General features: G+C 73.2%; 20 protein-coding genes and 3 pseudogenes. 15 read left to right on the forward strand and 8 right to left on the reverse strand.

What is annotated here, in order from left to right:
• The first annotated feature begins 1 nt into the window (after position 1).
• A complete protein-coding gene (locus ATL51_RS22110) occupies positions 2 to 892 on the forward strand; it encodes a thioesterase family protein (protein ID WP_139282851.1) in 891 nt (296 codons plus the stop codon).
• Positions 893 to 980: 88 nt separating this feature from the next.
• Here ATL51_RS22110 and ATL51_RS22115 read toward each other — a convergent pair whose 3' ends face one another.
• The 4 genes from ATL51_RS22115 to ATL51_RS22130 form a co-directional block, all read right to left on the reverse strand.
• The gene (locus tag ATL51_RS22115) at positions 981 to 1,652 is read right to left on the reverse strand and encodes a GntR family transcriptional regulator (protein ID WP_073576188.1); all 672 of its coding nucleotides are present in this window, start codon (positions 1,650 to 1,652) and stop codon (positions 981 to 983) included.
• On the reverse strand, positions 1,649 to 2,197 hold the full coding sequence (locus ATL51_RS22120; protein WP_100879814.1) for a folylpolyglutamate synthase/dihydrofolate synthase family protein: 549 nt from the start codon (positions 2,195 to 2,197) through the stop codon (positions 1,649 to 1,651). The genes ATL51_RS22115 and ATL51_RS22120 overlap by 4 nt, the downstream gene beginning before the upstream one ends.
• A gap of 3 nt (positions 2,198 to 2,200) precedes the next feature.
• A complete protein-coding gene (locus tag ATL51_RS22125; RefSeq protein WP_100879815.1) occupies positions 2,201 to 3,574 on the reverse strand; it encodes an L-serine ammonia-lyase in 1,374 nt (457 codons plus the stop codon).
• Positions 3,575 to 3,671: 97 nt separating this feature from the next.
• Positions 3,672 to 5,117: an MFS transporter gene (locus ATL51_RS22130; protein ID WP_100879816.1), complete on the reverse strand. Its 1,446-nt coding sequence runs from the start codon at positions 5,115 to 5,117 to the stop codon at positions 3,672 to 3,674.
• Positions 5,118 to 5,440: 323 nt separating this feature from the next.
• On the opposite strand from ATL51_RS22130, the gene ATL51_RS22135 reads away from it, so the two are divergent.
• The 10 genes and pseudogenes from ATL51_RS22135 (at position 5,441) to ATL51_RS29560 (ending at position 16,567) form a co-directional block, all read left to right on the forward strand.
• Positions 5,441 to 5,794, forward strand: a complete 354-nt coding sequence (locus ATL51_RS22135; RefSeq protein WP_100879817.1) for a bifunctional 3-phenylpropionate/cinnamic acid dioxygenase ferredoxin subunit — start codon at positions 5,441 to 5,443, stop codon at positions 5,792 to 5,794.
• Positions 5,794 to 6,963, forward strand: a complete 1,170-nt coding sequence (locus ATL51_RS22140) for an NAD(P)/FAD-dependent oxidoreductase (protein ID WP_100879818.1) — start codon at positions 5,794 to 5,796, stop codon at positions 6,961 to 6,963. Before ATL51_RS22135 ends, ATL51_RS22140 begins: the two co-directional genes overlap by 1 nt.
• Before the next feature lie 170 nt (positions 6,964 to 7,133).
• The gene (gene glyA / locus ATL51_RS22145) at positions 7,134 to 8,438 is read left to right on the forward strand and encodes a serine hydroxymethyltransferase (RefSeq protein WP_100879819.1); all 1,305 of its coding nucleotides are present in this window, start codon (positions 7,134 to 7,136) and stop codon (positions 8,436 to 8,438) included.
• On the forward strand, positions 8,435 to 9,706 hold the full coding sequence (locus ATL51_RS22150; protein ID WP_100879820.1) for a sarcosine oxidase subunit beta family protein: 1,272 nt from the start codon (positions 8,435 to 8,437) through the stop codon (positions 9,704 to 9,706). The genes glyA and ATL51_RS22150 overlap by 4 nt, the downstream gene beginning before the upstream one ends.
• Before the next feature lie 17 nt (positions 9,707 to 9,723).
• A complete protein-coding gene (locus tag ATL51_RS22155) occupies positions 9,724 to 10,014 on the forward strand; it encodes a sarcosine oxidase subunit delta (RefSeq protein WP_100879821.1) in 291 nt (96 codons plus the stop codon).
• On the forward strand, positions 10,011 to 12,797 hold the full coding sequence (locus ATL51_RS22160; RefSeq protein ID WP_100879822.1) for a 2Fe-2S iron-sulfur cluster-binding protein: 2,787 nt from the start codon (positions 10,011 to 10,013) through the stop codon (positions 12,795 to 12,797). The genes ATL51_RS22155 and ATL51_RS22160 overlap by 4 nt, the downstream gene beginning before the upstream one ends.
• Positions 12,787 to 13,443 (forward strand): sarcosine oxidase subunit gamma, encoded by a 657-nt coding sequence (locus ATL51_RS22165; protein ID WP_100879823.1) that lies wholly within the window; start codon positions 12,787 to 12,789, stop codon positions 13,441 to 13,443. The genes ATL51_RS22160 and ATL51_RS22165 overlap by 11 nt, the downstream gene beginning before the upstream one ends.
• Before the next feature lie 32 nt (positions 13,444 to 13,475).
• Positions 13,476 to 15,947 carry a GcvT family protein gene (locus tag ATL51_RS22170; RefSeq protein WP_100879824.1) on the forward strand — a complete coding sequence of 824 codons (2,472 nt, stop codon included), beginning with the start codon at positions 13,476 to 13,478 and terminating at the stop codon, positions 15,945 to 15,947.
• A gap of 82 nt (positions 15,948 to 16,029) precedes the next feature.
• Positions 16,030 to 16,266: pseudogene (locus ATL51_RS29555) on the forward strand (cyclodeaminase/cyclohydrolase family protein); the annotation flags it as partial.
• Between the two features lie 76 nt (positions 16,267 to 16,342).
• Positions 16,343 to 16,567, forward strand: coding sequence for a cyclodeaminase/cyclohydrolase family protein (locus ATL51_RS29560; RefSeq protein ID WP_301549270.1), 225 nt, complete (start codon positions 16,343 to 16,345; stop codon positions 16,565 to 16,567).
• Between the two features lie 107 nt (positions 16,568 to 16,674).
• Here the strand turns inward: ATL51_RS29560 and ATL51_RS22180 are convergent, their stop codons facing one another.
• Entirely contained in the window at positions 16,675 to 17,340 is a 666-nt protein-coding gene (locus ATL51_RS22180) for a GntR family transcriptional regulator (protein WP_100879825.1), read from the reverse strand.
• A 138-nt stretch (positions 17,341 to 17,478) separates the two neighbouring features.
• Between ATL51_RS22180 and purU the strand changes: the two genes are divergently transcribed.
• Positions 17,479 to 18,327, forward strand: coding sequence for a formyltetrahydrofolate deformylase (gene purU / locus ATL51_RS22185; protein WP_100879826.1), 849 nt, complete (start codon positions 17,479 to 17,481; stop codon positions 18,325 to 18,327).
• Between the two features lie 291 nt (positions 18,328 to 18,618).
• Here the strand turns inward: purU and ATL51_RS22190 are convergent, their stop codons facing one another.
• A complete protein-coding gene (locus tag ATL51_RS22190) occupies positions 18,619 to 19,767 on the reverse strand; it encodes an aromatic ring-hydroxylating oxygenase subunit alpha (RefSeq protein ID WP_100879827.1) in 1,149 nt (382 codons plus the stop codon).
• A gap of 764 nt (positions 19,768 to 20,531) precedes the next feature.
• On the opposite strand from ATL51_RS22190, the pseudogene ATL51_RS29930 reads away from it, so the two are divergent.
• Both ATL51_RS29930 and ATL51_RS29935 read left to right on the forward strand, forming a co-directional pair.
• Positions 20,532 to 20,675: pseudogene (locus ATL51_RS29930) on the forward strand (hypothetical protein); the annotation flags it as partial.
• A 142-nt stretch (positions 20,676 to 20,817) separates the two neighbouring features.
• Positions 20,818 to 20,880: pseudogene (locus tag ATL51_RS29935) on the forward strand (hypothetical protein); the annotation flags it as partial.
• Between the two features lie 77 nt (positions 20,881 to 20,957).
• Here ATL51_RS29935 and ATL51_RS22200 read toward each other — a convergent pair.
• Together ATL51_RS22200 and ATL51_RS22205 are read right to left on the reverse strand one after the other, a co-directional pair.
• Complete coding sequence (locus ATL51_RS22200; protein WP_100879828.1) at positions 20,958 to 21,533, reverse strand: isochorismatase family protein; 576 nt, start codon at positions 21,531 to 21,533, stop codon at positions 20,958 to 20,960.
• A gap of 3 nt (positions 21,534 to 21,536) precedes the next feature.
• Positions 21,537 to 22,823 carry a nicotinate phosphoribosyltransferase gene (locus ATL51_RS22205; RefSeq protein WP_073576172.1) on the reverse strand — a complete coding sequence of 429 codons (1,287 nt, stop codon included), beginning with the start codon at positions 22,821 to 22,823 and terminating at the stop codon, positions 21,537 to 21,539.
• Between the two features lie 38 nt (positions 22,824 to 22,861).
• On the opposite strand from ATL51_RS22205, the gene clpS reads away from it, so the two are divergent.
• A complete protein-coding gene (gene clpS / locus ATL51_RS22210; RefSeq protein WP_060710877.1) occupies positions 22,862 to 23,170 on the forward strand; it encodes an ATP-dependent Clp protease adapter ClpS in 309 nt (102 codons plus the stop codon).
• The last annotated feature ends 2 nt before the right edge of the window (positions 23,171 to 23,172 follow it).

Raw genomic sequence — 23,172 nt, forward strand, 5'->3', positions numbered from 1 at the left:
GGTGACAGCAACCATCACGACGCCGACCGTGCCCGAGCCGGGGATGTTCCCGGTGCTGATCGAGCACGAGGCCCGCTACGCCGACCTCGACCCGAGCCGCCGGATCGGCCGCGACGCCCTGGTGCGCTGGTTCGAGGACGCCCGCGTCGCCGTCGAGCGCGACACCTTCGGCGCCGACCTGGTCGCCCGCCTGCAGTCCCGCGTGCGGCTGCTGCTCGCCGCCATCCGGGTGGACGTGCTGGCCCCGCTGCGGGTCACCGGGTCCTACCGGATCGGCGTCGGCGTCAGCCATGTCGGTACCACGTCGTTCTCCTACCGGTACGCGGTCTTCGCCGGCGACGAGTGCGTCGCCACCGGCGAGTCGACCTCGGTGCACACCGACGGCGACGCCCCGACCCCGCTGACCGACGAGGTCCGCGGCGCGCTGACCACCCTGCGCATCGAGGCCCCCGCCCCGGTCCGTCCCGAGCGCGGCGACGCCCGCACCGTCCGCGAGAACTACCCGTTCCGCTGGGACGTCCGCACCCGCTTCACCGACCTGGACACCAACCGCCACGTGAACAACGTCGCGCTGGCCTCCTGGTACCTCGACGGCCTCGCCGAGCTGCACTCCGACGTGCTGGGCTACCCCGAGGGCGGCCCGCTCGACGGGCTCTCCCCGTCGACGCTGTCGGTCCAGTACCTCGCCGAGGTGCACTACCCGGGCATCTACCAGATGCGCGTCGCGGTCACCGAGATCGGCGAAGACACCGTCCGCTACGTCTGCGGCCTGTTCCACGACCGCGAGCTCATCGGCCTGGCCGAGGCCGAGGGCTTCCACCACGCCCCGGGTGAGGACGGCGACCCGGTCCTCCTCGCGGAGAAGCTCGCCCCGTTCCGCTTCCGGGACTGACCCCGCCACGATCCACCGAGATGCGGCTCAGCGGGAGTTATAGATCTCCACACCCCGCTGAGCTGCATCTCGGCGACGGAGGGCCGATTCAGAGGACCGCGCGGACGGCGGTCTCGAAGCCGACGACGTGGTCGCGGCTGACAGCCTCGGCGCGGTCGGCGTCGCCGTCGGCGATCGCGGTCAGCAGCGCCGCGTGCTCGTGCACGTGGCGGCCGACCTGGTCCATGCGGTCCAGGAACAGGCAGTGGATCCGTGTGGCCAGGTGGTAGTAGCGGGTGAGCGTGTCCTCCAGGTACGGGTTCCCGGCGGCCCGGTACACCGACCGGTGGACCGTCACGTCCCACCGCATGAGCTCGATCCGGCCCATCCGCGGCGCCTCCAGCGACGCCACCCGCCCGGCCAGCTCACGCAGCTCGTCGCGCCGCCACCGCGGGGCGACGACGGCGGCCCGCCGCGCGGCGGTCGGTTCCAGCACGGTCCGGACCTCGCACACGTCGCGCAGGTCGGAGATGTCGACGGCGGTCGCGAACGTCCCCCGTCGCGGGTAGGACACGACCAGGCGCTCGGTCTCCAGCCGCTTGAGCGCCTCGCGCACCGGGGTGCGGCCCAGGCCGAGCCGGGTCGACAGCGCCTCGTCGTCGATCGGGGCCAGCGGCGGGATCTCCAGCATGATCAGCCGGTCCCGGATGGCCACGTAGGCCCGGTCGGCCAGCGACCGCGGGCTGTCGAAGTCCACGAACACGTCCTCGGTGGTCGTCATGCGGGCTGCCCCTCGGGAACGGCCCGGCGGTCCAGACGCGACGCGACCGCGCCGGGCAGCCGGAACGACCCGGTCACCACGACGGGTTCACCCCCGGCGACCGCCCGGACTGCCTCGCCCAGGTCCTTGTCCCGGGCCGGCGCCAGTACCCAGGTCACCGGGCGTCCCGGGTGGGTCTCGGCCACCGTGGCGGCCAGCGCGGCCACCGAACGCGCGACGGCGGCGAGCCGGTCGTCGAGCACGTCCGCGCGGACCGGGAGGTCACCGGTGCGGAACCGCTCGCGGATGCCGTGGACGTGCGGCGAGACCTGCACGCCGACCCGGAACCCGTGCCGGGTCAGCAGCGACGCGACGAACGCGCACACCGACCCCTTGCCCGCCGTCCCCGCGACGTGCACGGTCCGCACGGCCTCCTGCGGGTCACCCAGCCCGGCCAGCACCTCGCGGGTGCGCTCACGGGGCGCGTCGGGTGCGGCGCCGTTGCGGCGCCCGGTGGCCGGGCGCGACAGCAGGAACCGCTCCAGCTCGTCCTGTCCGGAGAACACGGCTCAGCACTCGACGATGTTCAGCGCGAGACCACCGCGGGCGGTCTCCTTGTACTTGTCCTGCATGTCCGCGCCCGTCTCCCGCATCGTCGTGATGGCCGTGTCCAGCGAGACGTGGTGCATCCCGTCGCCGTGCGCCGACATCCGCGCCGCGGTGATGGCCTTGATCGAGGCGACCGCGTTGCGCTCGATGCACGGGATCTGCACGAGCCCGCCGACCGGGTCGCAGGTCAGCCCGAGATTGTGCTCGATGCCGATCTCGGCGGCGTTCTCGACCTGCTCCGGGGTGGCGCCCATGATCTCGGCGAGCCCGGCGGCCGCCATCGCGCAGGCCGACCCGACCTCGCCCTGGCAGCCGACCTCGGCGCCGGAGATCGAGGCGTTCTCCTTGAACAGCACCCCGACCGCGCCCGCGGTGAGCAGGAACCGGACGACGGAGTCGTCGTCGAAGCCGGGCAGGAAGCGCTCGGCGTAGTGCAGCACGGCCGGGACGATCCCGGCGGCGCCGTTGGTGGGGGCGGTGACGACGCGCCCGCCGGCCGCGTTCTCCTCGTTGACGGCGAGGGCGTAGAGCGTCACCCACTCCATCGCGTGCAGCGCGTCCGGCTCGCCGGTCGCGGCCTCCAGCCGCTCGCGGAGCGCCATCGCCCGGCGCCGGACCTTCAGGCCGCCGGGCAGCGTGCCGCCGGTGCGGGCGCCGCGCTCGACGCACTCCTGCATCACCGACCAGATGTGGAGCAGCTCGCTGCGTACCACGTCCTCGGTGCGCCGGGACAGCTCGTTGGCCAGCATGATGTCGGAGATCGACAGCCCGTGGGTGCGGGTGAGTCCGAGGAGCTCGTCGCCGGTGGTGAAGGGGTACGCGACCGGGGTCGCGTCCTCCACCAGGACGGGGCGGCCCGCCTCGTCGGAGTCGAGCACGAAGCCGCCGCCCACCGAGTAGTACTCGCGCTTGTCCAGGACGGCGCCGTCGGCGTCGAAGGCCTGCAGCAGCATGCCGTTGGAGTGGAAGTCGAGCCGGCGGTTGCGGTGCAGGACCACGTCGTCGTCGGGGGCGAAGGTGATCGCGTGGGTCCCGCCGAGGCGGATCCGGCCCCCGGCGCGGACGTCGGCGACCATCGGGTCGGCACCGACCGGGTCGACGAGGTGCGGCTCGTGCCCGGCGAGCCCGAGCACGACGGCCTTCACGCTGCCGTGGCCGTGCCCGGTCGCGCCGAGGGAGCCGAACAGCTCGACCCGCACCGACGCGGTACGGGGCAGCTCGCCCGAGTCGGCGAGCCGCGCGACGAAGCGGGCCGCGGCCCGCATCGGGCCCACGGTGTGCGAGCTCGAGGGTCCGATCCCGACCGTGAACATGTCGAACACGGAGATGCTCACGGCCGCTCCGATCCACGCCGGGCTCTGGTCATAGCGACGATGTTAGACTGATATATCAATCATGCCAAGAGGGGTGCGACGGTCGGTCCGCGGCGGGTCAGTGCGTGTGGTCGTAGGGCTGCTCGAGCGGCACGCCCTCGGGCGACAGCGGCGGCGGGGGCAGGTCCGCGCTGGAGGTCAGCGGGGCGGCCCCGGCCAGCGGGCGGCCCGCGGTCTCGGGCAGGAACACCACGCCGACCACGCCGACCAGGCCCGCGGCGACGAGGACGTACCCCGGCCAGTCGAGGTTGCCGGTGGCGGTCACGGCGGTCTCGATCAGCGTCGGCGCGGTGCCGGCGAACAGCGACACCGACAGGTTGAACACCACGCCCAGGCCGCCGTAGCGGACCAGCGTCGGGAACTGCGCGGGGAGTGTCGACGGCAGCACCGCGGCGAAGCCGACCAGCACCGTGGCCATCAGCAGCAGGCCCACGAACTGGCCGATCATGCCGTCGCGCATCAGCCGGACCGCGGGCAGCCCGACGGCCACCAGCGTCAGGCTCGTGACCATCAGGACCGGCTTGCGGCCCACCCGGTCGCTGAGCCTGCCCACCGCGGTGATCACGCACAGCATGACCAGCATGACCGCGACGAGCATGGCGCCGGTGGCGGCCCCGGAGGCGCCGTGCCGGCCGTGCCGGGGGAGCGTCCCGGTCAGGTAGGTGGGCATGTAGTTGGTCAGCACGTAGTTGGTGACGTTCCAGGCGACCACCAGCGCCGCGGTCACCAGGGCCGGTGCCCGGTAGCGGCGGACCAGGATCTGCATCGCCCGCCGGTAGGGCATCGTCGCGAGCGCGGGGGAGCGCTCCATGAGCTGCCGGAACGCCGGGGTGTCCTCCAGGCGCATCCGCAGGTAGATGCCGGCGATCCCGAGGGGGAGGGCGAGTAGGAACGGGATCCGCCAGCCCCAGGCGAGCAGGTCCTGTTCGGGCAGCACCGCGACGAGTACACCGCAGACGCCGGCGCCGAGGGTGTAGCCGGTGATCGTGCCGAACTCCAGCCAGCTGCCGAAGAACCCGCGACGCCGGTCGGGCGCGTACTCCGCGACCAGGGTCAGTGCGCCGGTGTACTCCCCGCCCGCGGAGAAGCCCTGCAGCATGCGGATGAGCAGCACCAGCAGCGGCGCGGCGATCCCGGCCGTCTCGTAGGAGGGCACGAAACCCAGCGCGAGCGTCGCGACGGTCATCAGCAGGACCGTGAACGCGAGCACCCGGGTGCGGCCGATCCGGTCCCCGAGCGGGCCGAACACGAACCCGCCGAGCGGCCGGACGACGAACGCGGCCGCGAACGTGGCGAGGGTCAGCACCAGCGACCACTCGCCGGCCTCCGGGAAGAAGACCCGGTTGAGCACCACCGCGGAGAGGAAGGAGAAGAGGCCGAAGTCGTACCACTCGGCGACGTTGCCGACCGAGGCCGCCGCAGCCGCCCGTCGGACCGTGCGCTCCTCCTCGACCGCGACCGCGACCGGGCCGCGGCGCCGGGGCCTGCGCGGTCCGTCGGTCATGGGGTCTCCTCGGATCGATCGGCCGCGCCGCGGCAGCCGCGCCGACGTGGCGATGCAGGATCGCCACACCATCATTCTCGCGGCCGTGGTGTCACCTGTCCACGAGTGATATATCTTTCGTCGACGGGCGGCCCGGAGTGTGCCGGTGCCGGTTTTCGGGGCTTTCCGGTCACCGGGGACAGCCGCTCACATTTCCACGTCGTGACGCCGATGCCTCGTCCGGGCCGGCCGAGAAATCGCTCGTTGACGGCTGCGACCTGCGGCCTCACCATACGGTTGCGCATGGCATGGCGAGTTTCGCGATAGGCAACAGTGGAGGAAGCATGATCTTCGTGGGCGAGCTGTCCGACCTCCCCGTCGGGGAGTCCGTTCGTGTCCAGGGGACGGTGCCCATCGCCGTCTTCAACGTCGACGGCGATCTCTACGCCATCGACGACACGTGCACCCACCAGGACGCCTCGCTGTCCGACGGATGGCTCGAGGACTGCGCGGTGGAGTGCCCGCTGCACGCGGCCTGCTTCGACCTGCGGACCGGGATGCCGAGCGGAACGCCCGCGAAGACACCCGTCCGCACACACCAGGTGGTGATCGCCGACGGTGTGGTCCACGTCGTCGAGTCGGTCCCCGCCTCCGGTGCCGCGACCGGCGTCCGCTCGGGCGTACAGGTCGGCACCTGATGCGTGACGTCACGGTCGTCGGCGCCTCGCTCGCCGGCCTCGCCACGGCGCGAGCCCTGCGCGCCCAGGGCTTCACCGGGACGATCACGGTCGTCGGCGACGAGAAGCACGTCCCCTACGACCGCCCTCCGCTGTCCAAGGAGTTCCTCGCCGGGATCTCCGACGAGGACGCCATCGCCCTGACCGAGGACGACGACGCCGCGCTCGACGTGGTCTGGCGCCTCGGCCGCACCGCACTCGCCCTCGACGGTCCGACCCGGACCGTCACCCTCGACGACGGCTCGACCCTCTCGGCGGACGCCGTCGTGCTCGCCACGGGCGCCCGCGCCCGGAACCTGCCGGGTGAGCTGCCCGGCGGGGTGCACACCCTGCGCACCCTCGACGACGCCCGCGCCCTGCGCGCCGACCTCGTCCCGGGCCGGCGGCTGGTGGTGATCGGCGCCGGGTTCGTCGGGGCCGAGGTCGCCTCGACCGCCCACGGCCTCGGTCTGGACGTCACGATCGTCGAGGCCGCCCCGGTGCCGTTGCAGCGGGCCCTCGGGCCCGAGATGGGCACCGCCTGCGGCCGCCTGCACGCCGCCGCCGGGGTGCCGCTGCACCTCGGCACGGGCGTGGCCCGGCTCGTCGGATCGCCCCGGGTCACCGGGGTCGAGCTCACCGACGGCCGCGCGCTGCCCGCCGACGTGGTCGTGGTCGGGATCGGTGCGATCCCGAACGTCGAGTGGCTGGAGGGCTCCGGCCTCGACCTCGACGACGGGGTCGTCACCGACGTCGCGGGCCGCACGACCCTGCCCGGCGTCGTCGCAGTGGGGGACTGCGCCAGCACCCATCGCGACTACACCGGCTCCCGGCTGCGCCTGGAGCACTGGACCAACGCGCTGCAGCAGCCGTCCGTCGCGGCCGCGGCGCTGCTCGGGACCGAGCACTCGCTGCCGACCCACCACGCGGTGCCCTACTTCTGGTCCGACCAGTACGGGCACAGCATCCAGTTCGCGGGACACCGGGTCGCGGACGGCTCGGTCCGGATCGACGACGGCGACCCCGGGGCCGACGGCGGGTTCCTCGCCGTGTTCCTCGACGCCGCGGGGGAGGCCGTCGGCGTGCTCGGCGTCGACCGTCCCCGGCCCTTCGGGCGGATGCGCCGGGAGCTGGCGAAACGGCTCGCCTGACCCGGCACGTCACCTGCGGCGCAGGTCCTCACGAGGACCTGCGCCGCAGGCGTGTCCGGACCCGCTCGCGCGCACCACGATCAGGCGCTTGACCTGCCGGGAGTGCCGTGCGAGGCTAACCGCAGACAGTTGATATATCAGTCTGCTGGAGAAGATATCTGGAGGTGCCCATGACGACGTTCGCCGTGGATCGGGGTCCGTCGAACGGTGCGACGGGGGTCCTCGACGGGACGCTCGCCGAGACCGACCCGGAGGTGCACGCGGCCGTCGCCGCCGAGCTGGGTCGCCAGCGCGGCACCCTGGAGATGATCGCCAGCGAGAACTTCGCCCCGCTGGCCGTCATGCAGGCGCAGGGCTCGGTGCTCACCAACAAGTACGCCGAGGGCTACCCCGGCCGCCGCTACTACGGCGGCTGCGAGCACGTCGACGTCATCGAGCAGCTCGCCATCGACCGCGTGACGGCGCTGTTCGGCGCCGACTACGCGAACGTCCAGCCGCACTCCGGCGCCCAGGCCAACGCGGCCGCCATGGCCGCGCTGCTCGACCCGGGCGACACGATCCTGGGCCTCGACCTGGCCCACGGCGGGCACCTCACCCACGGCATGCGGCTCAACTTCTCGGGCCGCCTCTACGACGTCGCCGCCTACCACGTCCGCGCCGAGGACCACCGCGTCGACATGGCCGAGGTGGAGCGCCTGGCCCACGAGCGCCGCCCGAAGCTGATCATCGCCGGCTGGTCGGCCTACCCGCGGCAGCTCGACTTCGCCGAGTTCCGGCGGATCGCCGACGCGGTCGGTGCGTACCTGATGGTCGACATGGCGCACTTCGCGGGCCTCGTCGCGGCCGGGCTGCACCCGTCGCCCGTGCCGTACGCCGACATCGTCACCAGCACCACCCACAAGACCCTCGGCGGCCCGCGCGGCGGCATCATCCTGGCCCGCGCCGAGCTCGCCAGGAAGCTCAACTCGCAGGTCTTCCCCGGCCAGCAGGGCGGGCCGCTGGAGCACGTGATCGCGGCCAAGGCCGTCGCGTTCAAGCTCGCCGGTGAGCCCGCGTTCGCCGAGCGGCAGCAGCGCACCCTGTCCGGCGCTCGGATCGTCGCCGAGCGGCTGGTGACCGAGCCCGGCGTCGGCGTGGTCTCCGGCGGCACCGACGTCCACCTGGTCCTGGTCGACCTGCGCGACTCCGAGCTCGATGGCAAGCAGGCCGAGGACCGGCTGCACCGGGTCGGCATCACCGTCAACCGCAACGCCGTCCCGTTCGACCCGCGCCCGCCGATGGTGAGCTCCGGGGTCCGGATCGGGACCCCCGCGCTGGCCGCCCGCGGCTTCGATGCCGAGGACTTCACCGAGGTCGCCGACATCATCGCCCGCGCCCTGCGCCCCGACGCGGGCGACGCCGAGCTCGACGAGCTCGCCGCCCGCGTCACCGTCCTCGCCGACCGCCACCCCCTCTACCCGGAGCTGACGGCATGAGCACCGAGAAGACCGGCACCGGGAACACGCCTCCCGGGGCGCACCTGCCCGAGCACCCCGACGTCCTGTGGCGCAACCCCGAGCCGAAGCGCTCCTACGACGTGGTCATCGTCGGCGGCGGCGGGCACGGGCTGGCCACCGCCCACTACCTGGTCAAGAACCACGGGATCACCGACGTGGCGGTGCTGGAGAAGGGGTGGCTCGCCGGCGGCAACATGGCCCGCAACACCACGCTGATCCGCTCCAACTACCTCCTGGACGAGTCGGCCTTCATCTACGAGCACGCCCTGAAGCTGTGGGAGGGGCTGGAGGAGGACCTCGGCTATCCGATCCTGTTCTCCCAGCGCGGCGTGCTGAACCTCGCCCACACCGAGCAGGACGTGCGCGACTCGGTCCGCCGGGTCGAGGCGAACCGGCTCAACGGGATCGACGCCGAGTACCTCGGCCCCGACGACGTCGCGAAGATCTGTCCGATCGTCAACGTCTCGCACGACATCCGCTACCCGGTGCTCGGCGCGACCTACCAGCCCCGGGCCGGCATCGCCAAGCACGACTACGTCGCCTGGGGTTTCGCCCGTCGCGCCGACTCCGCCGGGGTCGACCTCATCCAGGACTGCGAGGTGCTGGACTTCGTCACCGAGGGCTCGGTCGAGGACGGGAACGCCCGGGTCACCGGGATCCGCACCAGCCGCGGCGACATCGCGTGCGGGCAGGTCGCGCTCTGCGCGGCCGGGCACACCTCGACCCTGCTCGACCGGCTCGGCGTGGACACCCCGCTGCAGTCGCACCCACTGCAGGCGCTGGTGTCCGAGCTGCTCGAGCCGGTGCATCCGACGATCGTCATGTCGAACGCGGTGCACGTCTACGTCTCCCAGGCGCACAAGGGCGAGCTCGTGATGGGCGCCGGCGTCGACTCCTACAACGGCTACGGGCAGCGCGGCGCCTTCCACATCATCGAGCGGCAGATGGCCGCCGCCGTCGAGCTGTTCCCGGTGTTCGCGCGGGCGCACCTGTTGCGCAGCTGGGCGGGCATCGTCGACGTCACCCCGGACGCATCGCCGATCGTGGGCCGCACGCCGTACTCCAACGTGCTGGTCAACTCCGGGTGGGGGACCGGCGGCTTCAAGGTGACGCCCGGGCTGGGCTGGTGCCTGGCCCACACCATCGCCACCGACGAGCTGCACCCGCACATCGCCCCGTTCTCCCTCGACCGGTTCGTCACCGGCGCGCTCGTGGACGAGCACGGCGCCGCCGGCGTCGCCCACTGACCCCAGGAGCCACCACCGTGCAACTCATCGACTGCCCCTGGTGCGGCCCCCGCGAGGAGGTCGAGTTCCACTACGGCGGCCAGGCCCACGTCGAGTACCCGGCCGCGCCGGCCGAGCTCGACGACGAGCAGTGGGCGCACTACGTGTTCTTCCGGGACAACCCGAAGGGCCCGCACGCCGAGCGCTGGAGCCACTCCGCCGGCTGCCGCCGCTGGTTCAACGCCGTCCGTGACACCCACACCTACCGGTTCCTCGCCGTCTACCCGATGGGCGGGGTCCGGCCGCAGATCCCGGGGGCCCGAGCATGACCCGCGTCGACGGTTACGGTCGCATCGACCGGACCCGCACCCTGAACTTCGTCTTCGACGGCGAGAACTACTCCGGGCACCCGGGCGACACGCTGGCCTCGGCGCTGCTCGCACACGGCGTGCGCGTGCTCGGCGGGTCGGTCAAGCTCGGCCGCCCGCGCGGCATCGGCGGGGCCTGGACCGAGGACCCCGTCGGCCTCGTGCAGATCGAGGAGCCGTTCCCCGAGCCGATGCTGCAGGCCGCCACCGTCGAGCTCCACGAGGGCCTGGTCGCCCGCGGCCTGAACGGTCAGGGCCGGCTCGCGACGGTGCCCGACACCGCGCGCTACGACCGTCGCCACGCCCACTGCGACACCCTGGTGATCGGCGCCGGCCCGGCCGGGCTGCTCGCCGCGCGCACCGCGGCCCGCCGCGGCGACCGCGTGGTGCTCGTCGACGACCGTCCGGAGGCCGGTGGCGCGCTCGTCCCGACCGACCGGATCGACGGGCGCGCCGCGCACCGCTGGGTCGCCGACGTCGTCGCCGAGCTCGCGGAGAACCCCGAGGTGCGCCACCTGCAGCGCACCACCGCCTTCGGCCACTACGACGACGGGTTCGTCCTGGCCCTGGAGCGGCGCACCGACCACCTCGGCGCGGCCGCCCCCACCCACCGGTCCCGCCAGCGGGTGCACCGGATCCGGGCCGGGCGGGTCGTCGTCGCGACCGGCGCGATCGAGCGCCCCGTGGTGTTCGCCGACAACGACCGGCCGGGTGTCATGCTCGCGTCCGCGGCGCGGGAGTACCTGCACCGCTACGGCGTGCTCGCCGGACGCGAGGTCGTCGTGTTCACCACCGACGACGCCGCCTACCTCGCCGCCGCCGACCTGGCCGGGGCCGGGGCGCGCGTCACCCTCGTCGACGCCCGCGCCACGCCGCCCACCGAGCGCGCGCGGGAGTGCACCGAGGCCGGGGCGACCGTGACGGCCGGCGCCACCGTCGTCGGCTCCGACGGCGACGCCGCGGGCCGGGTGTCCGCCGCGCACGTCGCGACCGGCGACGGCACCGAGGTGCTGGCGTGCGACCTGCTGCTGGTCTCCGGTGGCTGGACGCCCACCGCGCACCTGTTCAGCCACGTGCGCGGACAGCTCGTCTTCGACGCCGGCCTGGGCGCGTTCCGGCCCGGCGCCGCGATCGCGGGCACCGAGGTCGTCGGCGCCGCGAACGGTATCCTCGACCTGGCGGGCTGCCTGGCCGAGGGCGCGGGCGGCGACGCCCCGAGCTGCGCCCCGGAGCCCGCGCGCACCCCCGGCCTGGTGCTGTGGCGCACCGCGGGTGACTCCGCGCGCCAGTTCGTCGACGTCCAGCGGGACGCGACCGTCGCCGACATCGAGCGGGCCGTCGGCGCCGGGCTCCGCTCGGTGGAGCACGTGAAGCGCTACACCACCATCGGCACCGCCCACGACCAGGGCAAGACCTCCGGCACCATCGCCTCCGGGATCACCTCGGAGCTGCTGGGCCGCCCGGCGGGCGACCTCGGGACCACCACGTTCCGCCCGCCCTACACCCCGGTGTCGTTCGCCGCGCTCGCCGGCCGCGAGCGTGGGGACCTGTTCGACCCGGTCCGCACCACCGCGGTGCACCCGTGGCACGTCGCACACGGCGCGGTGTTCGAGGACGTCGGCCAGTGGAAGCGGCCCCGCCACTTCCCGCGGGCCGGTGAGGACATGGATGCCGCGGTGCTGCGCGAGTGCGCCGCGGCCCGCCGCGACGTCGCGATCATGGACGGCTCCACGCTCGGCAAGATCGACGTCCAGGGCCCGGACGCGGACACGTTCCTCGACCTCGTCTACACGAACCTGATGAGCAGCCTGAAGGTCGGCCGCGTCCGCTACGGCGTCATGTGCGGCAACGACGGCATGGTCACCGACGACGGCACCGTGCTCCGCATCGCCGAGGACCGGTTCCTGCTCACCACGACCACCGGCGGCGCCGCCTCGGTGCTCGGCCACCTGGAGGACTGGCGCCAGACCGAGGTCCCGCACCTGAAGGTGAACCTCACGTCGGTCACCGAGCACTGGGCGGTGTTCCCGGTCGTCGGGCCCCGCTCGCGCGACGTGATCTCCGCAGTGTTCCCCGGTGTCGACGCCTCCGCCGCGGCGTTCGAGTTCATGACCTGGCGCGACACCGAGCTCGACGGGGTGCCGGTCCGGCTGGCCCGGATCTCCTTCTCCGGCGAGCTGGCGTTCGAGGTCAACGTCGACTCCCGGTACGGCCTGGCCGTGTGGGAGCGGCTGGTCGCGGCCGGCGAGCCGTACGGCATCACCCCCTACGGCACCGAGACGATGCACGTGCTGCGCGCCGAGAAGGGCTACCCGATCATCGGGCAGGACACCGACGGCACCGTCTCCCCGCACGACCTGGGGATGAGCTGGGCGGTGTCGAAGAAGAAGGTCGACTTCGTCGGCAAGCGCTCCTTCGCCCGCGCCTCCAACACCGACCCGATGCGCAAGCACCTGGTCGGGCTGCTCCCCACCGACCGCGGCACCCGGCTGCCCGAGGGGGCGCAGATCGTGGAGTTCTCGCCCGACGGCACCCTGCCCCCGCCGCCGGTCCCGATGCTCGGCCACGTCACGTCCAGCTACCTGTCCGCGGAGCTGGAGCGGCCGTTCGCGCTGGCCCTGCTCGAGGGCGGGCGCGACCGCATCGGCGACGTCGTGCACGTCCCGCACCAGGGGGCGCTGGTCCCGGTCGAGATCACCGGACCCGTCCTCGTCGACCCGGAAGGAGCCCGCCGTGACGGCTGAGCTCGCCACCACGCACCCGCTCGACACCCACGCCACGGCACTGACCGGGCTCGCCCGGGACACCGACGGCGGCCTCTCGGTCGAGGTCCTGCCGACCGCGCAGTCGGTGACCCTGCGTCTCGACCCGGCGGGCCCGGCCCGCGCCGGTGTCGACGCCGCGCTCGGCACCGCGCTGCCGACAGGTGCGAACACCTGGGTCGCCGCCGGTGACGGCGAGGTCGTCTGGCTCGGACCCGACGAGTGGCTGGTCACCAGCCGCTCCGGGAACGCCGCGGTCTCCGAGGCGGCGCTGCGCGCGCTCGTCGCCGGGGAGGCAGGCGGCGCCGCCGTCGACACCTCCGCCCAGCGGGTCGTGCTGCGGATCGGTGGGCGCCTGGCCCGCGAGCTGCTGTCCTTCGGCTGCTCGCTGGACCTGCACCCGCGCTCGTTCCCGGCCGGGCGCAGCGCCCAGACGCTGCTCGGCGGGGCGGGGGTGCTCCTCCTGGCCCGTGACGCCGCCGCCGACGCCGACGGGGGAGCGGTCCTCGACGTGCACGTCCGCAGCTCGTTCGCCGGCCACCTCGCCGACTGGCTGCTCGACGCCGCCCAGGAGTTCCGCGACGACCCCGCCGCCGACCCCGCCGCGTCGCCGGCCCTCGCCGGCTGACCCGCCCGACGACCACGCAGAAGGAGACCACCATGACCCCCCGTGTCGTCATCATCGGAGCCGGGATCGTCGGGGCGAACCTGGCCGACGAGCTCACCACCCGCGGCTGGACCGACGTCACCGTCCTGGACCAGGGGCCGCTGCCGCTGACCGGCGGTTCCACCTCGCACGCCCCCGGCCTGGTCTTCCAGACCACCGGGTCGAAGACCATGACCGCGTTCGCGACCTACACCGTCGAGAAGCTGAAGAGCCTGGACGTCGACGGCGGCTGGTGCTTCAACCAGGTCGGCGGCCTGGAGGTCGCGACCACCCCGGAGCGGCTCGCCGACCTGCACCGCAAGCGGGGCTGGGCGGTCTCCCGCGGGGTCCCGGCGTCGGTCGTGGACGCCGCCGAGTGCGCGCGGCTGCACCCGCTGCTCGACGCCGACCAGGTCCTCGGCGGCCTGCACACCCCCACCGACGGCCTGGCCAAGGCGGCCCGCGCGGTCGTCGCGCTGGCCCGGCGTGCCGAGTCCCGCGGTGCGGTCTTCCGCGGCTCGGTGCGCGTCACCGGCATCGCGCAGTCCGGCGGCCGGGTCACCGGCGTCGAGACCGCCGACGGCGAGACCGTCCCCGCCGACATCGTCGTGTCCTGCGCCGGGTTCTGGGGCCGCGAGCTCGGAAAGCTCGTCGGGATGCGGGTGCCGCTGCTGCCCCTGGCCCACCAGTACGCCCGCACCACCCAGGTCGAGCAGCTCGTCGGCCGCAACGACGAGCTGATCGAGGCGCGGCTGCCGATCCTGCGCCACCAGGACGCCGACCTCTACTACCGCGAGCACAACGACTGCATCGGCATCGGCTCCTACGCCCACCGCCCGATGCCGGTGTCGATCTCCGACCTGCCCGAGGTCGGCGACGGCGAGGTAGGCGAGCGCACCCAGCCCTCGATGCTGCCCTTCACCTCCGACGACTTCGCGCTGCAGTGGGAGCAGAGCACGCAGCTGCTGCCCGGTCTGCAGCGTTCCACGATCGAGCACGGCTTCAACGGGGTCTTCTCCTTCACCCCCGACGGCGGCCCGCTGATCGGCGAGTCCGCCGACGTCGCCGGCTTCTGGATCGCCGAGGCCGTGTGGGTCACCCACTCCTCCGGCGTCGCCCGCTCGGTCGCGCAGCTGCTCGTCGAGGGCCGCAGCGAGCTCGACCTGCACGGCTGCGACGTGCACCGCTTCGACGAGGTCGAGACCACCGACGCCTACGTCGACGAGACCTCGCAGCAGAACTTCATCGAGATCTACGACGTGCTGCACCCGCTGCAGCCGAAGCTGTCCCCGCGCGACCTGCGGACCAGCCCGTTCGTGGACCGCCAGCGCGAGCTCGGGGCGTTCTTCCTGGAGTCCCACGCCTGGGAACGTCCGCACTGGTACGAGGCCAACGCGGTGCTGGCGAAGGACCTGCCCGCCGAGTGGCGTGCCCCGTCCCGCGACGCGTGGTCGGCGATGTTCCACTCGCCGGTCGTCGCGGTCGAGGCGTGGCTGACCCGCACCGCGGTCGCGATGTACGACATGACCCCGCTGAAGCGCCTGGAGGTGTCCGGGCCGGGTGCGTGCGCGTTCCTGGAGGGCCTGACCACCGGCACGATGGACAAGTCCGTCGGCGCCGTCACCTACACCCTCATGCTCGACGAGGCCGGCGGCGTCCGCAGCGACCTCACCGTCGCCCGGCTGGGCGAGCAGCTGTTCCAGGTCGGCGCGAACTCCCACCTCGACCTCGACCATCTGCGGCGTGCGCTGCCCGACGACCACTCGGTGGTCGTCCGCGACATCACCGGCGGTACCTGCTGCATCGGCGTCTGGGGCCCGCTGGCCCGCGACCTGGTGCAGCCGCTGTCGGGCGACGACTTCTCCCACGAGGGGCTGAAGTACTTCCGCGCGAAGTCCGCGCACATCGCCGGCATCCCGGTGACGGCGATGCGGCTGTCCTACGTCGGCGAGCTCGGCTGGGAGATCTACACCAGCGCCGAGTACGGCCGGAAGCTGTGGGACGTGCTGTACGAGGCCGGGCGCCCGCTCGGCGTCGTCGCGGCCGGGCGCGCGGCGTTCAACAGCCTGCGGCTGGAGAAGGGCTACCGCTCCTGGGGCGCGGACATGTCCACCGAGCACAACCCGTACGAGGCCGGTCTCGGTTTCGCGGTCCGCCCGCACACCAAGGGCGACTTCGTGGGCCGCGCAGCCGTCGAGAAGATCGACCCCGACGCCGTCACCCGCAGGCTGACCTGCCTCACGATCGACGACGGCCGCAGCGTCGTCCTCGGCCACGAGGCGGTGTTCGTCGACGGCGAGCCCGCCGGCTACGTCACCTCCGCGGCGTACGCCTACACCCTGGGGACCCCGGTCGCCTACGCCTGGCTGCCCGCCGGGCTGCCGGTCGGGGGAGGGGTCGAGATCCAGTACTTCGACCGGCGGATCCGCGCCTCGGTCGCGGCCGAGCCGCTGTTCGACCCGGAGATGAGCCGCATCCGGCGCTGACCCGCACGGCCCGGGGCCGGCCCCCCCGGGGCCCCGGGCCCCGACGTGCCACCCCCGTCGCACCGCCGCACGGAAGGACCCCATGCGTTCCGACACCCTCGACCGGTTCCTCTGGGACCTGGCCGCCCGCGTCCCCGCCCCGGGCGGCGGCGCGACGGCGGGCCAGCACCTCGCGCAGGCCGCCGCCCTGCTCGGCATGGTCGCCCGCCACACCGACGGCGAGCGAGACGCCGGGCACACCGACACCGTGCTCGACATCCGCAACCGGGCCGACGCGCTGCGCATCACCGGCCTCGGACTCGCCGAGGACGACGCCCGCGCGTTCGGCGCGGCCTACACGCTCGCGCGACACCGAGGAGGCGGGTCGGGCCCGCACCGCGGCGATCGCCGCCGCACTGGTCGAGGCGGGACGGATCCCGGCGCAGGTCATCCGCGCCGCGGAGCAGGTGGGCGACCTCGCCGAGCGGCTGCGGCCGATCGGCAACCCCCACGTGATCAGCGACGGGGGAGCCGCGGCCGACGCCGCCCGGGCCGCGGCCGGCACCGCCCGGCTCGACGTCGAGATCAACCTGGCGGCCTCACCGACCCGCCGGCGCGCGACGAGCTGTCCGCGGCACTGACCGGCGTCGACGACCTGCTGCGCCGGGCCGACACGGTGACCGACGACGTACGGGAGCAGATCCGCCGATGACCCACCCGCCCCACGTCTGAGCGGGCGCGCGGAGGCTCAGACGACCTCGCGGACGGCCTTCTCGAACCCGATGACGTGCGCCCGGGCCCGGTCGGCGGCCTCGTCGGCCTGCTGCCCCGCGATGGCCCGCAGCAGGCCCGAGTGCTCGCCGACGTGCTGGTCGAAGTGCGTCATCCGGTCCAGGAACAGGCAGAAGATCCGGGTCGCCAGGTTGTCGTAGCGGATCAGGGTGTCCTCGAGGTGCGGGTTGGCCGCTGCGGAGTAGATCGTCCGGTGGACGTGCAGGTCCCAGCGCATCAGCTCGTCGCGGTCCAGGGTGCGCACGTCGATCCGGTCGATCGTGTCGGCCAGCTCGGCGAGGTCGGCCCGGATCGCGGGGCCGGAGTACTCGGCGGCACGGCGCGCGGCGAGCGGCTCGAGCTGCACACGGATCTCGGAGATGTAGGCGAGGTCGGTGATGTCCACGCCGGTCGCGAACGTCCCTCGGCGCGGGTAGGAGACGACCAGCCGGTCGATCTCGAGCCGCTTGAGCGCCTCCCGGACGGGGGTGCGACCGACCTCGAGGGACTTCGCGAGGGCGACGTCGTCGATGGCCGTCATCGGCGGGATGTCGAGCATGATCAGCCGATCCCGGATCACCGTGTACGCCTTGTCGGCGAGGGACGTGTACTCCGGCTCGGCGTCGTCGGGAAGAGCGGTCACGGTCCCATATTAACGCGACGGACGTGCCTAACAGTCAGCGGACGTGCCCACACCTCTTGACCAAGACTGATATATCAATGCACTGTTTACGCCGTGCCGCGGTTTCCGCGGACCGCGTCCGACCGAGGAGAGGCCGCCGTGTCCCGTTCCTTCATCCTGACCCTGAGCTGCCCGAACCGCACCGGCATCGTGCGCGCGGTCAGCGCCTTCCTGTTCGAGCACGGCTGCGACATCGGCGAGTACCAGCAGTTCGACGACCCGCTGCGCGGCCGGCTCCACCTGCGCACCCGGGTCGGCGCGGAGCACGACGTGGACCTCGACGCGATCAGCCGGGACTTCGAGGCGGTCGCGGCCGAGTTCGGGATGACGTTCACCTTCCACGACGGCGCCCCCGCCCGGATCCTGGTCATGGTCTCCAAGCTGGGCCACTGCCTCAACGACCTGATCTTCCGGTGGCGGGCGGGCAGCCTGGGCGCCGACATCGTCGCGGTCGTGTCCAACCATCCCGACCTGCGCCCGATGGCCGAGGCCGCCGGCCTGCCGTTCGTGCACGTCCCGGTCACCGCCGAGACCAAGCCCGAGGCCGAGGCGCAGCTGCTGTCGCTGGTCGACGCCTACGACGCCGAGCTGGTCGTGCTGGCCCGCTACATGCAGGTGCTCTCCGACGAGACCTGCAAGGCCCTCGAGGGCCGGGCGATCAACATCCACCACTCGTTCCTGCCCGGCTTCACGGGTGCCCGTCCCTACCACCAGGCCTACGCGCGCGGTGTGAAGCAGGTCGGCGCCACGGCGCACTACGTGACCCCGGACCTGGACGAGGGCCCGATCATCGAGCAGGAGGTGATCCGGATCGACCACTCCTACGATCCGAAGGCCCTGCAGATGGTCGGCCGCGACGCCGAGGCGCTCGCCCTGTCCCGCGCGGTCCGCTGGCACTGCGAGCGCCGGGTGCTGCTGACCGGCGGCAGCACGGTCGTCTTCCGGTAGCGCCCGCTCCGCGAGCCCACGGCCCCGTCCCCGCACCGCGGGGGCGGGGCCGTTCCGCGCTCTCTCCGTCGTGCCTCGCCTGCCGCCGGCCGGCTCGGCGACGCCGCGCGTCTCGCGGCACCCGGTGCGTGGGGTGCCACGCGTTCTGGTGGGGTGCCACGGCGTCCGTGCGCTCCTGCCGGTGCCGGTGCCGGTGACGGGAAGGGGAAGGGGAAGGGGAAGGGGGTGCGCGACCGCCCCGCGCCGGCGGGCCGGGCGGGGCGGTCGTGGTGGTGCGGGCCGGAGCGGGGGTCAGCCCACCCGGTCGCGCACCCAGTCGTGGAACTCGCCGATGTGGTGCTCGCTGGGCACGAGCACGCCGCCCTTCTCGTAGGAGCGCGAGTCCATCGCGACCTGACAGCGCTCGCAGGCGTCGAAGTCCTGGACGTTGACCCGGTGGAACAGCTCCACCGAGCGGTCGATGTCGGCGCCGGAGTCGACGACCTCGGGCAGGTAGAGCCAGTCGCAGACGACCAGGGTCCGCTCGGCGGTCAGCGGGAACATGCGATGGAACACCACGTGGTCGGGGACCAGGTTGATGAACACCGACGGCCGCACGGTGATGGCGTAGTAGCGGCGGTCCTGCTCCTGGGCGACGCCCGGGATGCGGGCGAGCCCCTCCGAGCCGTCGACGGTGAACCCCTTGATCTCCTCGCCGAACTCGGCGCCGTGCCCGACGAAGTACTGGGCGGCGAGGCCGTCGGCGAACTCGGGCAGCACCTCGGTGAGCTCGGGGTGGATCGTCGCGCAGTGGTAGCACTCCATGAAGTTCTCGACGATCTGCTTCCAGTTCGCCTTGACGTCGTAGGAGATGCGCCGGCCGAGCTTCAGGTTCTCGACGTCGTAGCCGACGATCGCGTCCGGCGAGCCGAGCCGGGTGGTGACGTCACCGATCACCGTCTCGGTGAACGAGGGCGGCACCTCGGCCAGGCTCAGCCAGACGTAGCCCAGCCACTCGCGGACGTGCACGGTGTGCAGGCCGTACTCGACCTTGTCGACGTCGGGCATCGAGCTGAGGTTCGGCGCCGCGACGAGCTTGCCGTCCAGGCCGTAGGTCCAGGCGTGGTACGGACACTGGAAGGAGCGCTTGACCTCGCCCTTGTCCTCCGTGCACAGCCGCGCGCCGCGGTGCCGGCAGACGTTGAGGTAGGCCCGCACGGAGTAGTCCCTGGCCCGCGTGACGATCACGCTCTCCCGTCCGATCCGGACGGTCTCGAACGCGCCGGGCTTGTCCAGGTCCGTGGCCAGCACCGCGCAGAACCACGTCGTGTGGAAGATGTTGTCCTGCTCGGCCCGGAAGATCGCGGGGTCGGTGTAGTAGTGGCCGGCGAGGGTCTCTCGCAGGCTGTCCGGGAGGCTCTGCCCCTCGGTGGCGGGGATCGACAACTCGCCGGTCGTCATGGCGGTACTCCTCGTGGGCGACGGTCGGGCGTGCGGCTGCGGGTCTGACGCGAGGTCGGGTGCCGTCGACGGGTGTGTGCCCGGCGGGCCGAGCGCGGGATCGGTGCGACGGCATCGGGTGTGACGGGGGCCGGTGCCGCGGGACCGGGGGCCCGCGTGACGGCCGGGCGCCGGAGGCGACCGGCGTGCGGTCACGGTGGAAACGTTGCGGCACAGCGGATCAACTCCTGCAGTGGGATTCCGACGCGATGACGACGGCGCCGATCGGGGCCGCGGAAACACACGAGAAATACCGGAAACTGTTGCGTAACAAGCAACGAGTCGCTCTATGCGCACCACGATGGGAGCGCGTCCCCCGGGTCGGTGTCAAGGGGCCGTGGCGGTGGTGTTCGTGCAGGCCCGGGGTGTGGACCGGTCGCCGCGGGTGGGGCGACGGAACTGCCGGCGGCACGGTGGCGACTCCGGTGTCGTCGGACTCCGGGCGGCTGATCGGGTCTTGATCGCCGCTTCAGCCTCAGAGTAACGTGCACAGATATATTACTCGAGTATCTGATGAGGAGTAGGTGCTGCCGGGTGTCGATCCCGGCCGATCGCCGCACGTCCGCCGCCCCCCGGGGCCGGCCGGCGGGCCCCGTTCCCCGTCCACCCGTCGCGTCGACGATCCCGGCCGCGGGACCGCACGGCCCACGGAGCGGCGTACGGACCGCACTTCCCCCGCACCCGGACAGAGGTGGAGACGTCATGACGCAGGTCGATCCCCGGTCGTGTACCGAGGACCCCGGAGCACCCCCGCACGGACCGGACGGTCTTCGGGATCGGGGCCGCGCTGGCACTTGATCGGGCAGAAGACCGCCGACGGGGCGATCGGCAGGGCGATCGACATCCTCGCGATCGTCGCAACGCTGTTCGGCTCGGCCGCGTCCCTCGGTCTCGGCGCGTTCCAGATCGGCGGCGGCATGCAGACCGTCGGCTGGGGTCGACGGGGTGCCGGGGGCCGGCGTGCTCGCGACGATCATCGTCGTGCTGACCGCGGCGTTCATCCTCTCCGCGGTGTCCGGCGTCGCCCAGGGCATCCACCTGCTGTCCGACACCACCATGGTGCCGGCCGGGCCGTTGGCGCTGTTCGTGTCCGGCGCCGGCGCCGCGTCGATCGTCATGGGCACGCTGTCCCAGCGCGGCGCCCCGGGGGGTCAGGCGGTGCGCAGCTCCACGCCGGCCTCGGTCAGCGCGGCGAGCGCCCGTTCCGTCGTCTCCGGGGCCACCCCGGCGCAGTGGTGCAGCAGCACCGTCGTCGCCAGCCCGAGCCGGGACGCGTCGAGCGCGGTCGCCCGGACGCAGTGGTCGGTCGCCAGGCCGACGACGTCGACCTCGGTCACCCCGCGCTCGGTCAGCCAGTCGCCCAGCGGGGTGCCCGACTCGTTCGCGCTGGCGCCCTCGAACCCGGAGTAGGCGCTGGTGTAGGCGCCCTTGTCGAAGACGCACTCGATCGGCGCCACGTCCAGCGCCGGGTGGAACGACGCGCCCGGCGTCCCCGCGCGGCAGTGCGGCGGCCAGGAGCCGACGAAGTCCGGGGTGTCGGAGAAGTGCGGCCCCGGGTCCACGTGCACGTCCCGGGTGGCGACGACGTGGTCGTAGACCCGCCCGTCGCGGCCGGCGGTCGCGAGCGGCCCGATCCCGGCGGCCACGGCGGCCCCGCCGGTCACCGCGAGGGCGCCGCCCTCGCAGAAGTCGTTCTGGACGTCGACGACGATCAACGCTCGTGCCATGGCTCAGCTCCCGGTGAGGAAGGTGGTCGGGATCGCAGGCTCGCCGCGGGACAGCTTCAGCCCCTCCCACGGTACGGCGACCAGCGCCGTCCGCAGCCGCTCCCGGGCGGCCTCCAGCCCGGTGACGACGTCGTCGGCGACGACCTTCCCGTCCCGCACCAGCGGTACCGGCAGCGCCCGGTCGTGCGGCCCGAGGACCGGGTCGGTGCCGTAGGGGTACACGACCTCCTCGACCGCGGTCCCGGTCGGCTTGAACCGGCGCAGCGCCGCCTTGCGCCCGCCGCGGGACTCCTTCGCGCTCGACCGCTTGGCCACCGGGCGTCCGTCGACCTCGACGAGCTTGTAGACCATTCCGGCCGTCGGCGAGCCCGACCCGGTGACCACCGAGGTCCCCACGCCGTAGGAGTCGACCGGCTCGGCGCGCAGCGAGGCGATCGCGTACTCGTCGAGGTCGCCGGACAGCACGATCCGGGTGCCGGTGGCGCCGAGCGCGTCGAGCTGCTCGCGGGCCTGGCGGGCCAGCTCGCCGAGGTCGCCCGAGTCGATGCGGACCGCACCCAGCCCGGGCCCGGCGGCCGCCACGGCGTGCTCGATGCCGCGGCGGATGTCGTAGGTGTCGACGAGCAGCGTGGTGCCGGTGCCCAGCGCGGCGACCTGGCTGGCGAAGGCGGCCGGCTCGTCGTCGTGCAGCAGGACCCAGGCGTGCGCGGCGGTGCCCGCGGTCGGGATGCCGTGCCGGGCGCCCGCGGCGAGGTTCGACGTCGTCGCGAAGCCCGCCAGGTACGCGGCCCGGGCCGAGGCCACGGCGGCCTCCTCGTGGGTGCGCCGCGAGCCCATCTCGATCAGCGGCCTGCCGGCCGCCGCGGTCACCATCCGGGCCGCCGCCGAGGCGATCGCGCAGTCGTGGTTGTAGATCGACAGGGCGACGGTCTCCAGGATCACCGCGTCGGCGAAGGTGCCGGTCACGGTGAGGACGGGGGAGCCGGGGAAGTACAGCTCGCCCTCCGGGTAGCCGTCGACGTCGCCGGAGAAGCGGTAGTCGCCCAGGCGCTCCAGGGTCGCCGCGTCGACGACCGGGGCGAGGAACTCCAGGTCGGCGGCGGAGAACCGGAAGCTCTCCAGCGCCTCCAGCAGCCGCCCCGTCCCGGCGACGACGCCGTAGCGGCGCCCGTCGGGCAGGCGGCGCGCGAACAGCTCGAAGACGCAGTGGCGTTCCGCGGTGCCGTCGGCGAGGGCCGCCGCCACCATCGTCAGCTCGTAGCGGTCGGTCAGCAGGGCCGTGCCGGTCATGGCCGGGAGCCTACGGCTCCTGTGCCACCATGGGGTGCATGTCCGCGCCGTCCCCAGCGCCGTCCCCGGCGCCCACCGAGCAGGTCACGCCCGACCTGGACGAGTCCGCCGGCCCCGACACGCCGTGGCAGGCCATCGTCTGGAACGACCCGGTCAACCTCATGTCGTACGTGACCTACGTGCTGCAGAAGGTGTTCCACTACCCCGAGGCGAAGGCCACCGCGCTGATGCTCGACGTGCACCACAAGGGACGCGCCGCGGTGTCGGCGGGGGACAAGGACACCGTGGAGGGTCACGTCGCCCAGCTCCACGCGGCCGGCCTGTGGGCCACCATGCAGCGGGCCTGAGC

The sequence above is a fragment of the Pseudonocardia alni genome, assembly GCF_002813375.1.
In the GTDB taxonomy this organism is placed as follows: Bacteria; Actinomycetota; Actinomycetes; order Mycobacteriales; family Pseudonocardiaceae; genus Pseudonocardia; species Pseudonocardia alni.